This is a genomic window from Paenibacillus shenyangensis (assembly GCF_000346635.1).
GTDB classification, from domain to species: Bacteria; Bacillota; Bacilli; order Paenibacillales; family Paenibacillaceae; genus Saccharibacillus; species Saccharibacillus dauci.
The window spans coordinates 152646-167961 of record NZ_AOIG01000008.1 but is presented as its reverse complement, the minus strand read 5'-3'; the positions used below and the strand labels follow the sequence as shown (position 1 = coordinate 167961).

At 44.8% G+C, this 15316-nt stretch carries 13 protein-coding genes; 11 read left to right on the top strand and 2 right to left on the bottom strand.

Going from position 1 to position 15316, the window contains the following annotated elements; all coding sequences use genetic code 11:
• Positions 1 to 13 precede the first annotated feature (13 nt).
• Both H065_RS0107455 and H065_RS0107450 read left to right on the top strand, forming a co-directional pair.
• Positions 14 to 436 carry a DUF3221 domain-containing protein gene (locus H065_RS0107455; RefSeq protein ID WP_017812408.1) on the top strand — a complete coding sequence of 141 codons (423 nt, stop codon included), beginning with the start codon at positions 14 to 16 and terminating at the stop codon, positions 434 to 436.
• 707 nt (positions 437 to 1143) lie between these two features.
• Entirely contained in the window at positions 1144 to 1638 is a 495-nt protein-coding gene (locus H065_RS0107450) for a hypothetical protein (RefSeq protein ID WP_017812407.1), read from the top strand.
• A gap of 126 nt (positions 1639 to 1764) precedes the next feature.
• On the opposite strand, the gene H065_RS25480 is transcribed toward H065_RS0107450, so the two are convergent.
• Both H065_RS25480 and H065_RS0107440 read right to left on the bottom strand, forming a co-directional pair.
• Positions 1765 to 2847 carry a UCP032817 domain-containing protein gene (locus H065_RS25480; RefSeq protein ID WP_017812406.1) on the bottom strand — a complete coding sequence of 361 codons (1083 nt, stop codon included), beginning with the start codon at positions 2845 to 2847 and terminating at the stop codon, positions 1765 to 1767.
• A gap of 303 nt (positions 2848 to 3150) precedes the next feature.
• Complete coding sequence (locus tag H065_RS0107440; RefSeq protein ID WP_017812405.1) at positions 3151 to 4341, bottom strand: M20 family metallopeptidase; 1191 nt, start codon at positions 4339 to 4341, stop codon at positions 3151 to 3153.
• 313 nt (positions 4342 to 4654) lie between these two features.
• On the opposite strand from H065_RS0107440, the gene H065_RS0107435 reads away from it, so the two are divergent.
• The 9 genes from H065_RS0107435 to H065_RS0107395 all read left to right on the top strand — a co-directional run bounded on the left by H065_RS0107435 (position 4655) and on the right by H065_RS0107395 (position 15172).
• Positions 4655 to 6109 carry an ABC transporter substrate-binding protein/permease gene (locus H065_RS0107435; RefSeq protein ID WP_017812404.1) on the top strand — a complete coding sequence of 485 codons (1455 nt, stop codon included), beginning with the start codon at positions 4655 to 4657 and terminating at the stop codon, positions 6107 to 6109.
• Entirely contained in the window at positions 6096 to 6818 is a 723-nt protein-coding gene (locus H065_RS0107430; RefSeq protein WP_017812403.1) for an amino acid ABC transporter ATP-binding protein, read from the top strand. Before H065_RS0107435 ends, H065_RS0107430 begins: the two co-directional genes overlap by 14 nt.
• A gap of 403 nt (positions 6819 to 7221) precedes the next feature.
• Positions 7222 to 8250 carry an NADH:flavin oxidoreductase/NADH oxidase gene (locus H065_RS0107425; protein WP_017812402.1) on the top strand — a complete coding sequence of 343 codons (1029 nt, stop codon included), beginning with the start codon at positions 7222 to 7224 and terminating at the stop codon, positions 8248 to 8250.
• 297 nt (positions 8251 to 8547) lie between these two features.
• Entirely contained in the window at positions 8548 to 10245 is a 1698-nt protein-coding gene (locus H065_RS0107420; protein ID WP_017812401.1) for a copper amine oxidase N-terminal domain-containing protein, read from the top strand.
• Positions 10246 to 10646: 401 nt separating this feature from the next.
• Positions 10647 to 11318: a PspA/IM30 family protein gene (locus tag H065_RS0107415; protein ID WP_017812400.1), complete on the top strand. Its 672-nt coding sequence runs from the start codon at positions 10647 to 10649 to the stop codon at positions 11316 to 11318.
• 188 nt (positions 11319 to 11506) lie between these two features.
• Entirely contained in the window at positions 11507 to 11911 is a 405-nt protein-coding gene (locus H065_RS0107410) for a DUF350 domain-containing protein (protein ID WP_017812399.1), read from the top strand.
• 54 nt (positions 11912 to 11965) lie between these two features.
• The gene (locus tag H065_RS0107405) at positions 11966 to 12481 is read left to right on the top strand and encodes a DUF4178 domain-containing protein (RefSeq protein ID WP_017812398.1); all 516 of its coding nucleotides are present in this window, start codon (positions 11966 to 11968) and stop codon (positions 12479 to 12481) included.
• A gap of 12 nt (positions 12482 to 12493) precedes the next feature.
• Positions 12494 to 13270 (top strand): DUF4247 domain-containing protein, encoded by a 777-nt coding sequence (locus tag H065_RS0107400; RefSeq protein WP_017812397.1) that lies wholly within the window; start codon positions 12494 to 12496, stop codon positions 13268 to 13270.
• Positions 13271 to 13861: 591 nt separating this feature from the next.
• A complete protein-coding gene (locus H065_RS0107395; RefSeq protein ID WP_017812396.1) occupies positions 13862 to 15172 on the top strand; it encodes an extracellular solute-binding protein in 1311 nt (436 codons plus the stop codon).
• Positions 15173 to 15316 lie beyond the last annotated feature (144 nt).

Sequence of the window (15316 nt, the reverse complement as noted above, 5' to 3'; positions counted from 1 at the left end):
AGGAGCTTAAAGGGTGTATAAAAAAATAACGTCTATTTTACTTTGTTGTATTTTTCTTTTGATTGCTTGTTCAAATCAAAATAACATAGCCTCGGAGAAGGAAATGGCAATAAAACAAGATCAGGAAAAAGAAAATTGGCAATTTGAAGGATATGTCATTGATTATAAAAAAGACATGCAAGGTGGCCACCAATATTTAATGGCATGGGGGGTAGAAGCTGCAAGTATGAATAACCATACCGTTGATCAAATCCTCAAAACAGCCGATCCTGATGCAATGTGGATAAGTATTCCAGAAGCTACTGCTAAGAATATTCAATTGGGAGATAAGATCAAGGTTAAAACGACGGGAACTATCAATGATTCTTTCCCTTCGCAAGCAGCAGCTGAACGTGTCGAAGTGGATAAGAGTGTCAAAAAATTAAATATAAGTTGATTTTAGAAATGTAGTAAACGTATAGATTAGACTAAAGGATCTTTGAGCAGTTTTAATCGCTTGAAGATCCTTTATTTTTCTTTTCAGAGCTGTAATGTATCACAAGTCTCACAAATATGTTTAAGAATTTTTGACTGAATGACAAATACAGAGTGTTCTATTCGCTATAGTAAAACAGTAAAAATCATTAAATTTTATATTGGAAATCGTACTAAATCGAAGGGGTACATCTTGTGACCTAAATGAACTAAGTCCATCACTATAAAAAGATTTGGATGAAACGAAAAGTGTTTAAAAAAATCTTCAGGAGCATAATCTAAAGCTATAGACTAGGTATCCATGCGTTAATGGAATGAAGACTACATCAAAAAAAGACTTCTATATTATAAACAGAAGTCTTTTTACTTATGTTTATTTAAATATATATCACTAGATCAAAATAGACGTTTTATATGTGGAGAGTAGTCTATCTGACAGGTTATCTCGAATCGATTGAAGAGGATGGATATGCCATTTTAAGGTTGGGAGAATCTATAATCTCCCTGGAGATAAAAAGTTCTATTCCTTCTGGAAGCTTTGTAAAGATTTTTTCGGATAAAATAACTTTATTTGATGTAAAGTATTGAGCAACAGATATATTATCCCTATTTAATCAGTAGGGTGCTTTTCAAAATTTCTGGTGCTCGGGAGGAAAGAGGAGGCTATCCATGCTTTATTTTATCTATAAAGAACTTGCCGACGAATGGTACTATGAATCAGATACTAAAGGCATTGTATATAGACAAATAGTTAAGGAACACAGCAAAAATCCCAAATTATCCAACCAAAGAGAATCTCAATTTTATATGGCCGAACATCCTATTGATGTAGAAGATCCTATGCTTGATTCATTACAAAAGGTAGATTTTGAAAATGAATGGATTAAACTAAATGCCGATTATATGAGTGAATGGGAACATGCCAAAAAAGAAAATGGGATAGGACAAGAAGTAAAAGCCATGATCGAAGTCATATATCCCCAAGGAATAATCGTACGATTGAATCACACCAAATATCCCGGCTTGGCTTCTTATGATGAATTTGCTCAGAATGCTCAAACGAAAAATATTTACCCAGGCGTAGAGATAATAGCTGATATTAATGGTTACGATGAATCCAATGGTTGGATCAAGCTGGGAAATGCGAGATTACCCGCCGAATAAGAGGATAGATTATAGAAAAGGACACTTGTGATCAAATAAGATCATCAGTGTCCTTTTGTTATTTATTTTGCTAAAGTTCTCAAAGTAATAAATGATAACACATAGTATTAACAGCATCAGCAGCAGTTATTCACCGCCGCCTCCACCACAGGAACTCCCCCCGCTGCTGCAAGAGCTTCCACCACTACATGAACTGCTGCTGCACGAACTTCCCGAAGAATGATCGTGTCCATGATGGGAGTGATGGCCGTACGTATCATTCGTTGCCGAATACCCGGTACCACATGAAGAACCCGAGTTGTTATACTGCTGCTGCACATCTGGTGGGAGATGGGGATTCATCACGGAACTGAAACTCCATGGATTGTCATGAGAATAATAGACAGCTGCCGCACTTGCTGTACCGAGTCCATAGCTATCTGCATATGCAGGTACATAGCTGCTGTCTGCACTGCTATCCTGGCGCGAGCGATCTGTACGCGAATTAGGTGGGATACGGTCGAGTACCGCCTGACTGTGAGCGCGGAAGCGCTGAATCAGATAATCGATACCATCCCGTGCCTCCGGAATATTCGTATAAGCCGCTCCATTAAATAGCGAATACTCTGCCTGATGCGGGTTAAACGCCAGCATATTGTTCATCATATCCTTATCCAGTGGATACTGGAAAAATCCTGCCCATACATAGGCATTGGCCCTTGTAATCGGGAACAATTCCGCATAGGCCCAATCGAACAGTGCCCGTTGATCGGGCTGGAATAGCGATCCGCCATGCGGAGAATGATGCAGCATATATCCATAGAACCGATCACAGAACTGCTGGTACTCTCTGGTGAACATCAGCATTTCATGCCAGATATCATCTACTCTTGAACTGAACATGGGCATTTGGCGGAACAGGGCGCACATCAGCAGATAGCGCTTCATCTCGATCCAGCGCCAAGCCCATTCTTCCTCGCTCAGTTCAGCATGCTCGGTTAATACGCGCTGGCGAAGCTGGTGTTCATAGTCAGATGGCAGGGACTGTTCCAGTCGACGCACCAACGGTTCACAGGGATGCCCTGATGGCACCAGATTTGTTGGTGGCATGCCAACCTTTTGGAAAAAGCGTCCGTTTACTCTGCCTGTACGGCCATACCCCCTAAGATTTCTCGAACGTACAATGATAATGACGAGTACAGCAAGCAGAATAAAAAATACAATTGTCATATAGAAACCTCCAGTCTTGTTAAACCCTCACTGTAAATAAAGCAAGCGTTAGGGCTGTAGGGACGGATCGGTATTCGGTTAAAATAGAATAAATCTTTAATCGGGTAGATAATAGCTGTTCTATGCAGAAAACGGTAGTTGAATCCAAGTGAATAAAAGAGTCAACACAGTCAGTACACTCAATACAAAATTAATCTAACAGTTAATATATTAAGGTTAACCCCTAAATTAAAATAGTGGTTTGAACAGAATTTGACTGCTTTCAAAAGCCTTATTATATTTTTTGCTATTGTCCTGCTCGCATCATTGCGAAGCAGTCACGGTAGCATCAAATTCGGCACGAATACGTGTCAGAAGATCCGGCTGGGTCATCACATCAAAGGCAGTCTCGGCGAGCAGGGTAGCAGTGAAGATCATGGCTTCCAACGCCTGCGGCTCCTGGGCACAATCGCGGAATCCAATACTGTGCAGTTCATGCTTTTCGTCTGTAATCTTCACATACGGATGAATCGCTGGACAGCGTACCGATACATTACCGAGATCGAGTGAACCGGCATCTTTGCCGTAATGGATCTCTTCGCGGCTTATACCATGATTCATTAGGTTATGAGTAAACGTCTCGGACAGCGTCTGGTTGGTAATCAGCTCATCATAGGAATATTCATAATTAGAGATTTCCAGACGGCAGCCTGTCTGCAGGGCAGCACCTTGAGCCACCTGCTTGACCCGTTCGACCAGTTCATTTGTATAGCTGCGGCTACCGGAGCGAACATAGAATTGCGCGGAAGCATAATCGGGAATCACATTGGCTGCAACACCGCCATGATTAATAATGCCATGAATTCGCGTATCGCTGCGAGTCTGCTGACGCATCGCATTAATACCATTGAACAACTGTAAAATAGCATCCAGTGCATTAATGCCATGCTGCGGACTGGCAGCGGCATGAGCCGATTGACCAAAATATTCAAACTGCAGGGCATCCATGGCGAGTGAGATCCCTGATTCTTCATAGGCATAATAAGGATGAGCCATCATGGCAAAGTCACAGTCATCGAACAGACCCGCTGCTGCCATGGGTACTTTGGCACCGCGTGTTTCTTCGGCCGGCGTACCGTAGACGCGAATTGTACCGCCAATCTCGTCGATAACCGATTTAAGACCGATCGCAGCACCGGCACTCATCATGCAAATCAGATGGTGGCCACAAGCATGACCAATCTCGGGCAACGCATCATATTCACACATGAAGGCAGCAATAGGTCCAGGCTTGGCTGATGTATAGGTAGCAACAAAAGCAGTTCCAATATCCAACACAGGCGCTTCGATACGAAATCCGTGGGATTCCAGCTCCTGTTTGAGCCGGGTAGAAGCTTTGTATTCTTCATTACCCAATTCGGGATTTTGCCCAATATAGGTGGATACCGCTTTGAACGCTTCCGCATGCTGCTGAATATGCTCGCTTATTTTCATTTTGAGTAGGGTAGGATTCATGGATGTATACTCCTTTTATGTATAATGGTATAAATAGTGCCAATAACAGTAAAGATGTCCTATTATTGAATAGTCTGATTCCGACTATACCTCATTATAACGGATTATTATGCTACTTTGGATATAACCTGAGTATAGCATACAGGTAGTCTATCAATGAAACCGTTCTCTTCGAAAATGAATGAAATATATACAAAATGATTGAATAATCATACAATTTCATTTATAATAACCCGGTTGAGTAATATGAGAGTAAGCCGTAAAATGTACAACAAAATGCAAATTATTTTAACAGAGTAAAGGAGATAGAAGGTTGAAAGCACTAAAACCATGGTTTGCATGCTGCCTGAGCATGCTTATGTTGTTCTTTACAGTGATTCCGCTGGCTTCTGCTGCACAGGACAACCAGAAAGTCATCACGGTTGGTCTGAGCGCAGACTTCCCGCCGTATGAATTCCACAAAAAGATTGACGGAACAGACCAGATTGTCGGTTCCGATGTAGAAATTGCCAAACAGATCGCTGCGGATATGGGAGCAACACTGCAGATCCAGGATATTCCCTTTGACAGTCTGCTGCCGGCGCTAAACAGCGGCCGGATCGATATGATTATCTCGGGGATGACACCGACGGAAGAACGTCGTCAGAATGTAGATTTTTCCGAATCGTACTATATCTCCCGCCAGGTGATTATGACCCGTGTGGAAGACAAAGATAAATATACATCGGTTGACAGCCTGCAAGGCGCATCTATCGGTGTACAAAAAGGTTCTATCCAGGAAGAAATCGCTAAAGGTATCAAAGATGCCAAACTGACTTCTGTGGATCGCATCGCCGATATCGTATTATCTCTTGAATCCGGCCGCGTAGATGCTGCCGTCATGGAAGGCCCGGTTGCCGAGGGTCAGGTCGCGAATCATGATGATCTGGCAATCACATCCGCAACGATTCCGGACAGCGATACCGAGATGGCCATTGCCGTGAAAAAGGGCAATACCGAGCTGCTCGGGCATATCAATGGCACTCTGGCTAAATTGAATCAAGGAGATCAAGTGAAGAAATTTGTTCAGGATGCAACTGCCCTGAACTCGGGGGAACAAAAGTCCAATAATATCTTTACAATCTTCTGGGATTACCGTCAGTATTATATGAAAGGAATCCAGTATACATTGCTGCTATCTGCGGCAGGCGTATTGTTCGGTTTCCTGATTGGTCTGGTCGTTTCACTGTTCCGCCTGTCCAATGTAGGTGTGTTGCGCTGGATCGCTGTAACGTATACCGAGATTCTGCGTGGTACGCCAATGCTGGTACAGCTCTTAATTATCCACTATGGAATTGCCCAGACGTTCCATATTGAATTTAGCGTATTGGAATCGGGTATTATTACATTGTCCATTAACAGTTCTGCTTATCTGGCCGAGATTTTCCGCGCCGGTATTCAGGGTGTGGATCGTGGACAGATGGAAGCCGCCCGTTCACTCGGTATGTCTCACGGAATGACGATGCGCAGCATTATTATTCCACAGGCAGTCAAGAGTGTACTGCCTGCGATCGGTAATGAATTTGTCGTTATTATCAAGGAATCGTCGATTGTCTCCTTTATCGGGGTAGCCGATCTGATGTTCCAGGCACAGGCTGTTCGAAGCATTACCTATTCGGCGCTGAACCCACTGCTGATTGCTGCAGCGATTTACTTTATCATGACGTTCGTGCTTTCCAAGCTGCTTGGAATGCTGGAAAGGAGATGGAGTGTAAGTGATAAACGTTAAAGGACTCAAAAAGTCATTTGGTAAAAATGAAGTACTGACCGGTATAGATGTAGATATTGCCCAAGGTGAAGTTGTCGTCGTGATCGGACCGAGTGGATCGGGGAAAAGTACGTTCCTGCGTTGTCTGAATCTACTGGAACAGCCGACTGCTGGCGAGATTTATTTCGAGGACGAGCTGATCACCCAGCGCAAGTATGATATTGATAATGCCCGCAAAAAAATGGGTATGGTCTTCCAGCACTTTAATCTGTTTCCTCACAAGACAATATTGCAGAACCTGACGCTTGCTCCCATTAAGGTCAAGAAGACTAATCCGGCGGAAGCGGAAAAAATCGCTATGGATCTGTTGCATACTGTAGGTTTGGAAGACAAACGCGATACGTATCCGAACCAACTGTCCGGCGGACAAAAACAGCGGATCGCGATCGCACGCGCACTGGCGATGCAGCCGCATGTGATGCTGTTCGATGAGCCTACATCTGCACTCGATCCCGAGATGGTCGGTGAAGTACTGGAAGTTATGCAGAAGCTGGCACATGAAGGAATGACGATGGTGATCGTTACACACGAAATGGGCTTTGCCCGTGAAGTAGGTGATCGTATCATCTTCATGGATGGCGGACAGATCGTGGAACAGGGGCCCCCTGAACAGGTATTTGGTGCTCCTACCCACCCGCGTACCCAGGATTTCCTGAGCAAGGTATTGTAAAGCAGACTATAAGTGGAAGATACCGATAATCGGTTGCTATACAGACGATTGATGAATAGGTATCGATGTATAAATGAATAAAACTATGCATAAAAGGGATGTTCGGAAAATGATGTACCTATCCCTGACCAGCATGCTGTATCCGTTAGAGTATTCTCATCGGGTACGGCATGCTTTTTTATTTGCAGTAGCAAGATGAACGCAAAGTTGAATAAATGAAGATAGGATGAAAGTATTGTTTGAACTCTCGAAACCTTTGTTATATTTCGTAATATGCTATATAATGATAACTGTTGATTTTATTGTTCAATGCAGATATTGAGCAGTAGAAAACGAAATTATATAAAAGAAGTGTTTATGAAGCAAAGTATCATCACCTTATTTTTTATTGGAGGAATGAACAATGGCCAAATTATTCACCCCTTATACATTCAAAAATATGGAGCTCAAAAACCGCGTTGTCATGCCGCCGATGTGTCAATATTCAGTAGATACCAAAGACGGTATGCCAAACGATTGGCACCATGTTCATTATATTAGCCGCGCTGTAGGCGGCACCGGTCTGATCATCGTAGAGATGACAGCTGTACATCCGGATGGACGGATTACCGATCAGGATACAGGCATCTGGGATGACCATTTTATCCCTGCCTATCGCAAAATGGTAGATGAAGTACACAGCTATGGAACGAAGATCGGCATTCAGCTTGGTCACGCTGGCCGCAAAGCAGAAGATGCAAATCCACCGGTGGGCCCGTCCGCTGTTCGTTATGATGGTGAAGGATACAAAGAACCTCGCGCACTGACCACGGCAGAGGTAGAAGAGATGATTACGGCTTATGCCGAAGGCGCACGCCGTGCTGTAGAAGCCGGTTTTGATACAGTAGAGATTCATGGCGCACACGGTTACCTGATCCACCAGTTCCATTCTCCACTGGTCAATCAGCGTGAAGATGAATATGGTCAGGATCTGCCACTGTTTGGCGAACGTGTCGTACAGGCAGTACGTCAGGCAGTACCGGCTGATATGCCTGTGATCATGCGTGTCTCGGCCCGTGAATACGTAGATGGCGGATATGATGTGGATTATATTACCGAAGTCTGCCGCCGTTACCGTGATGCCGGTGTGGATATTATGCATGTATCTTCTGGCGGCGAAGGTCCTGTCGGTGCCGGTGGTATGCCGGTAGGTCCAGGTTACCAGGTAGAGATGGCTGCCCAGCTGAAGCAGGCGCTGGATATGCCGGTAATTGCTGTAGGTATTCTGGATGAGTATGAAGATGCCGAGAAAGTACTGGAGAATGATCAGGCTGATCTGGTAGCAATCGGACGAGCGATGTTGCGTGATCCGTACTGGGCAGTTCATGCAGCCAAAGCATTAAATGCAGAAGCAGATGTACCTGTACAATATTTACGTGGATATCGTCACTGATCCTGTTCATTTATATTAGAATCGTCGAAGCCATTATTTTCTATACATTAGGAAATAATGGCTTTTTTACTGCATTTTTTAAATTTCTCGTTTGCAAAATAAAATAGTATTCAAAAAGAATACAGAAAGCTAACGAGCTAAAAATCCTTTGAATATCATGGTTTTTGAAAATTTTGATATCTCCCGAAATAACCAATTGAATAAAATTTTAATTATAAAGTGATCCATCTTTCATCTCTCCGCGTTGATAGGAGTAAGAATGATCAACACCAACTTGACTTACAAAGGAGACTATTTATGAAGATGAAAAAAATTATCGCACCCGTACTATCCTTATCTCTACTTGTTCCCGCAGCAGGTGCTTTTGCAGCAGACAGCACATCATCTACTTCCATGGCCCCGACAGTAAGTACCAAAGCAGCGGATTTACGTGCAGGCTTGGATTACCTGTTATCCGAGCATTTTGCTCTTGCTGTAACAGCAATGACCAAGGCCTATGAAGGTGCACCAGATGCCAAGGAAGCTTATGATGCACTGGATCAAAATGCTGTCGATATGCAGCCGGCTATTGAATCTATTTACGGCAAACAAGCAGCTGCCGAGTTTGAACGTATTTTCCGGGCTCACAACAAATACACAGATGATCTGGTCAAAGCGACCAAAATGAACAACCAGGAAGCTGTAAAACAGGCAGAAGCCAATGTGCAGGGATTTGTGGATGAGTTTGCTGATTTCCTGTCCAAAGCGACCGGTGGCAAGCTTCCTGGGCAGGTAGCTGAACAGGCTATTCGCCTGCATGAAGACGAAGTTCAAGATGTATTCGAGAAATATGTAGCCGGTGACTATACAGGCGCTTACACCGAGTATCGTGAAGGTTTGAATACAATGTTTACAATCAGCAAAGCATTGTCTGGTGCGATCGTCTCCCAGAATCCGTCGATGTTCGATAACACCACGGTAGATACACCAGCAGCCGATCTGCGCTCTGCACTGAACCATCTGGCAGCTGAACATTTTGCCCTGTCTGTGCTGCAAATGCAAAAGCAATACGATGGCAAAGCGGATTCCCAGGCACTGATTGATGCCGAAGCAGGTAATACCGCTGATTTCAAAGCGGCGATTGCTTCCATTTATGGCAATGCCGGAGCCGATCAATTCGAGAAAATCTGGGTAACCAATCATATCAAAGCCCAGAGCGATTATGTAGACGCACTCAAAAAAGGCGATCAACCAGCACTGGAAATAGTAAAAAATCGTATTAACGATTTCACCAAGGAATTTGCAGCATTCCTGGGTACAGCGACAGCCAATAACCTGCCTGCAGCCGCAGCCGAACAAGCACTAATGACGCATGAAGGTCAGGTACAAAAAGTCATCGATAACTATGCTGCGAAAAATTACACTGCAGCTTATCAGGCTGATCGTGAAGGCTACAAAACCATGTTTGGTATCGGTGAAGCACTAGGTGGTGCTATCGTTAAGCAGAATCCTGACAAATTTATGACTGGTGCCGCACAACCGACACCACAACAGCCTATGATGGAACAACCAGCACCACAGCAGCCAGCGATGGAGCAACCTGCAGCGACCGAGCCTGCCGCTTCCGATAGCTCTATGATGACGATTTGGATGAAGCTGAACAGCAAATCGCTAAAAATCAATGACAAAACAACTATGATGGACACCATGCCAATGGTAATGAATGGTACGACCTATATCCCGCTTCGTTACCTGGGTGAAGGCATCGGTGCCAAAGTAAGCTGGAATGCCAAAACCGGTGAAGCTACTGTTATGGCAGGCTCCGATACAATGAAATTCTGGGTGGGCAAAGACACAGTAAGTGTAAATGGACAAAACAAACAGCTGGATGCAGCAGCTATGGTCAACAAAGATGGACGTACCGTTGTACCTCTTCGTTCGATTACCGAATTGCTGGGTTGGAATGTGAAATGGGACAAGAATGATGGTTCTATTACACTGACCAAATCGATGTAAGCTGCTATTCTATTTTGTGTAACTTCATTAAAATTGCTTCAAGATCCATCTCAATAAAATATTTCAAAATTACCTACAATATTTTAAGTATCCTAACCATGATATTGCGATAAATTCAGGTTATAGGCTGAATAGTAAACCCCCTGCCATTTTTGGAGCAGGGGGTTTTTATATAATTTTCATATTGAGGCAGAGAAGATGTACAGCAAGCTGCGTATAAATCGCTCATATGGGTTATTGATACAATAACCGGATCAACATCGGAGGAAAATTATTTGCCGCCGCTGTGAAACCTTATGTATATTTCTTCGTAATACCTGTTAGTAACAACGCTTATGCATAGTAGCGCATGTAACGTATTACGATGATCATTTTATTATTCAAGTGGAGGGAACTAATTTATGTCAATTTTCAAACGTCTGCGTGATCTTACTCTGTCCAATGTGTATGCTCTGATCGAGAAAGCGGAAGATCCTATTAAAATGACAGATCAGTATATTCGTGATATGGCAGCCGATCTGGAGGATGCCGAGAAAGCGGTAGCTTCACAGATTGCTATTGAAAAACGCTTTAAGCAGTTGTATGAAGAACAGGATGCCCTGGTGAAAAAACGTGAAGAACAGGCGCATATTGCTGCTCAGAATCAGAACGTTGATCTGGCTCGCCGCGCACTGGAAGAAAAGAAAAATGCAGAAGCCAAGCGTGATGAATACAAAGCCAACTACGACCAGAACAAAGCAGCTGCCGATAATCTGCGTGGCAAGCTGGAAGAGATGCGCAAACAGTTGAGCGATATGAAAAACAAACGTGAAACACTGGTAGCACGTTATAATGCAGCCAAAGCCCAGACTGAAATCAACAAAACAATGAACGGATTCAGTGCTGACTCTGCAACAGCCGGCCTCAGTCGTATGGAAGAGAAAATGCTGCAAATGGAAGCCAGAGCAGAAGCGAGCAACGAGATGAACAGCAAAGGCAAGTCGCTCGATGATGAGATCGATGCACTGGGTGCCAACAAGGAAGTTGAAGATGAACTGGCCGCTCTGATGAAGCAGTACGAGAACAAATCCTAAGCAACCTGTATTCCTTTATTTAAAGAAAGATAAGATAGATTAAAATAACAGCAGCCTGGAACGAAACGAAGGCAAGAACAGCACATTCCGTTCTTCCTTCGTTTTTGTTTCGTGCAAATGGGTTATCTATGGATTATGAATAGATGGTCTGTAACCAATTATGCTAAATAAGTGGAGGATGGCAAATTATGAGCTGGGATATTGTACTGCAAATTCTGGTATGGACAGGCGTAGGCGCAGTATTGCTGTTCGCACTCATGTACCTGGATTCATTTTTCACCAAATACAAGGATATCGCCGAGATCAAGGCAGGCAATACGGCAGTCGCGATCAGACTGGCGATGAAGCTGTTTGCGCAGGGATACATTTTATCCGTATCCATCAATACGTCATGGAGTCTGTGGGAAGCTGTGCTTGTATCGGTAGTTTCCTTTATTATTCTGCTTGTTCTGGAGCAGATTGCCCGTCTGCTGCTCAAAAAGATAGCAGGTCTGGATCTGGACGAAGGAACGCGTCAGGGAATGGTTAGTCATGGATTGATTGGTGGCGCGTTGCAGCTGGTAGGTGCCTTTATTATTTCAGCTTCCCTGTAAATTTAGAAGTATGCAGAGAAATAAGCTTTAAGCAAAGAAAGGAAGTTACAGGTTATGGGATTATGGAAACGTATTACGAATCTGGTCTCCAAGCCGGAGCCTCCAAAACCGGAAAAGGGACCACTGGATTTACAGACAGGAGATATCTGTGAAGTGTCGCTGGTTACATATGAGGTCGTCGGAACGGCCCGTAATCGTGCGCGCAATGCGGTAATGCTGACTCTTCAAGATGGAACGAACATCTCGTATCTGCATGTAGAGCTGCAAGAAAAGCTGCGTTATACGCTTTATCAACCTATCGATGGTGGTCTGGAAAATCCAAATGAGGTACCTACACATATCGAGATGGATGAAACCGATTATTATATGGATGAGCAGTATCATGGAAGTGTACTGGCAAGCGGTCGTACACCGGTGCTACCGGGAGTACAAAACGGAGAACAGCATGTATGGCAGTATCAATCGGATAATCGTAAACTGCTGCGCATTGAATGGCAGGGCGGACGATTTACACTATATGAAGGTGAATTTGTACTTAACGGGGATGTTCGTGTCATCCGTGCCAGTTAGGAGCGAAGTCCAATGAAATCACGCGCATCATGGTTGATCAAAATCGTGCTGATGCTCAGCCTGGTGACGTCGCTGCTCTCCGGCTGTGGTATAGGCTCGAACAATTCCAAGCTCAATTATCCGCTCGAATCGGTCAGTCGGGAAGGTGACTCGACTTCCTATGTATATCGGGCAGCCGGACAGACCGTACCTGTAGTAGCAGAGCAGCTGTCTGACCAGCGTACTCCGCAAAACATGTCCGTTGAAGACCCGAAGCGGATGTTCCTCGTCTATGAGAATGAACTGATTCAGGTACAGCAGGACCCGAACAAACCGGAAGATACGATTATTGAAGTGGATTCGCATGAATATGTGCGTCGTAACTATGATTCCAGCTTCCTGCAGGGTTATCTGACAGCAACGCTGATCAATCAGCTGTTCGGTACGCTCGGTGGTTTTGGTGGATATGGAGGTTATTATGGCGGCGGTCATTATCGCGGCTATGCCAGCCAGAAAACCTATCCGCCGCAGACCCAGTACAAGAAGCCGACGATGCAGGATATCCAGCAGGCTCCGCCGATGACGGTGAACAAGTCGGGCTCCATTTTCAAGCGTGGCAATTCATCGACTTCCAAACGATCACAGTATGACAGCAATACACCAAGCCGCGGTTCGCCTTCTTCCAGCGGGACAATCAATCGTGGCAATTCGTCCAATCGTTCAAGTGGAGGATTCTTCTCTCCATCGGGTAACAGCGCACCCAAATCGAGCTTTGGTTCAGGCAAGATTCGCAAACGTGGACGACGATAATAGTTTTGCTTATTATATGCGCTTCAGAAATGATTGAGCGTTATTGAGAAATAATACAAAGAGAGGCCAGCTGTATATGCACAATTTGTGTATAGGCAGCTGGCTTTTTTTGTGCTTGCCAGAGATAATCAGCTGTGACTGGTGACTGGTGACTGGTGACTGGTGACTGGTGACTGGTGACTGGTGACTGGTGACTGGTGACTGGTGACTGGTGACTGGTGACTGGTGACTGGTGACTGGTGACTGGTGACTGGTGACTGGTGACTGGTGACTGGTGACTGGTGACTGGTGACTGGTGACTGGTGACTGGTGACTGGTGACTGGTGACTGGTGACTGGTGACTGGTGACTGGTGACTGGTGACTGGTGACTGGTGACTGGTGACTGGTGACTGGTGACTGGTGACTGGTGACTGGTGACTGGTGACTGGTGACTGGTGACTGGTGACTGGTGACTGGTGACTGGTGACTGGTGACTGGTGACTGGTGACTACATCCGATGATTGTCTACCCTGGTACCGAACAGATTCACCTTATAAAATGATAGCGTTTCCATTACACTTTGGATATTCAATAATCAGAGGAGGGACATAATGAAAAAGATTACTGCTTTGACACTGTCCATTATATTACTGATTCTGCTGTCCGGCTGTGGAGGCAAAGAGAACGCACAAGGTTCAGGTACAGCAGATGAACCGGTCAAACTGACCGTATGGCATAACTGGACGGGACAGGATGCCAAATCGATTGCTATGCGCAAGCTTCTGGATGACTTCCGCACAGCTCATCCGGAGATCGAACTGGAAGATGAGCCGCTGCCTACCGATGGGCTGAAGACCCGCCTTCGTACAGCCGCTGCAGCAGATGAAATGCCAGATCTGTTCGTTATGTGGCCCGATGCGATGACCAAGGAATTTGTCAAAGGAGATCTGATTCAGCCGATTAATGAATTCCTGGACAGCAAGCCGGAATGGAAAAACAATTTCATTCCAAATGCTCTCGATGGATATACGGTCAACGAGCAGATTTACTCGGTACCAATGAACCTGGCACCCTCCTCGTTACTTTTTTATAACCAGGCAATATTTGATCAATACAAGGTAAAAGTACCGGAAACATGGGAAGAATTAATGAAAGCAATCGATACCTTTAATCAGAATAAAGTGATTCCGATCGCGCTGGGTAACAAAGCAAACTGGGTCGCCCAATCTACCATTTTCAGTACGATTGGTGATCGTGTTACCGGTACAGACTGGTTCCTCAAGGCTGCCGAGCAGAATGGAGCTTCTTTTACCGATCCGCAATTTGTACAGGCGCTGACCGTGATGCAGGATCTGGGTAAAGCCAATGCCTTCCAGAGTGGATTTGACAGTATTGATGAGACCCAGATGATGCAGCTTTATTTCCAGGGGAAAAGTGCCATGGTTATTAACGGCGGATGGGCACTGGCGAATCTGGTAAATAACGCACCTGCTGAAGTGTTGGATCAGACCCATGTAACTATCCTGCCGCCTGTACCCGGTGGCAAAGGAGAAGCCCAGTCTACTGCCGGTGTCGTCGGAACAGGAATGGGATTAAACAAAAAGCTGGAAGGCAAGCAAAAAGAAGCAGCATTGGAGCTGCTGTATGCACTTTCTGGTCCGGAAGGTCAGCAGGCTACGCTGGATAGCAGTACGCTTGTCAGCTATAAACTGGAGCTGGATAAGAGCAAAGCCCATCCGTTATTCGTGGAGCTGTATGATTTGATCCAGAAAACAAAGATCAGCCCGGTCTATGATTCCAAGCTCAGTTCGGCAGCCGTGGAAGTTACCAATAATGGTCTACAGGAGCTGATGATGGGTGGTAATCCGCAGGATATTGCAGCCAAAATCCAAAGTGCACAAGCTGGAGCACTCGGCAAATAGCTGGGGCTCCTACGGAATACGATGCTGGCTGCAGAAGCCAGCATGACGACAAAGTGAAATGATGAAGCAGACTGTCGTTAAGAATAACTGTACAGCAGATGATCCAGCAGAATAAGGTGCCGGATCATCTGCTGTATATCCTTA

Excerpts from the sequence above, each read along its gene's own strand:
- H065_RS0107450 (WP_017812407.1), top strand. The coding sequence starts at position 1,144 with ATGCTTTATTTTATCTATAAAGAACTTGCCGACGAATGGTACTATGAA.
- H065_RS25480 (WP_017812406.1), bottom strand. The coding sequence starts at position 2,847 with ATGACAATTGTATTTTTTATTCTGCTTGCTGTACTCGTCATTATCATT.
- H065_RS0107440 (WP_017812405.1), bottom strand. The coding sequence starts at position 4,341 with ATGAATCCTACCCTACTCAAAATGAAAATAAGCGAGCATATTCAGCAG.
- H065_RS0107425 (WP_017812402.1), top strand. The coding sequence starts at position 7,222 with ATGGCCAAATTATTCACCCCTTATACATTCAAAAATATGGAGCTCAAA.
- H065_RS0107420 (WP_017812401.1), top strand. The coding sequence starts at position 8,548 with ATGAAGATGAAAAAAATTATCGCACCCGTACTATCCTTATCTCTACTT.
- H065_RS0107415 (WP_017812400.1), top strand. The coding sequence starts at position 10,647 with ATGTCAATTTTCAAACGTCTGCGTGATCTTACTCTGTCCAATGTGTAT.
- H065_RS0107410 (WP_017812399.1), top strand. The coding sequence starts at position 11,507 with ATGAGCTGGGATATTGTACTGCAAATTCTGGTATGGACAGGCGTAGGC.
- H065_RS0107405 (WP_017812398.1), top strand. The coding sequence starts at position 11,966 with ATGGGATTATGGAAACGTATTACGAATCTGGTCTCCAAGCCGGAGCCT.
- H065_RS0107400 (WP_017812397.1), top strand. The coding sequence starts at position 12,494 with ATGAAATCACGCGCATCATGGTTGATCAAAATCGTGCTGATGCTCAGC.
- H065_RS0107395 (WP_017812396.1), top strand. The coding sequence starts at position 13,862 with ATGAAAAAGATTACTGCTTTGACACTGTCCATTATATTACTGATTCTG.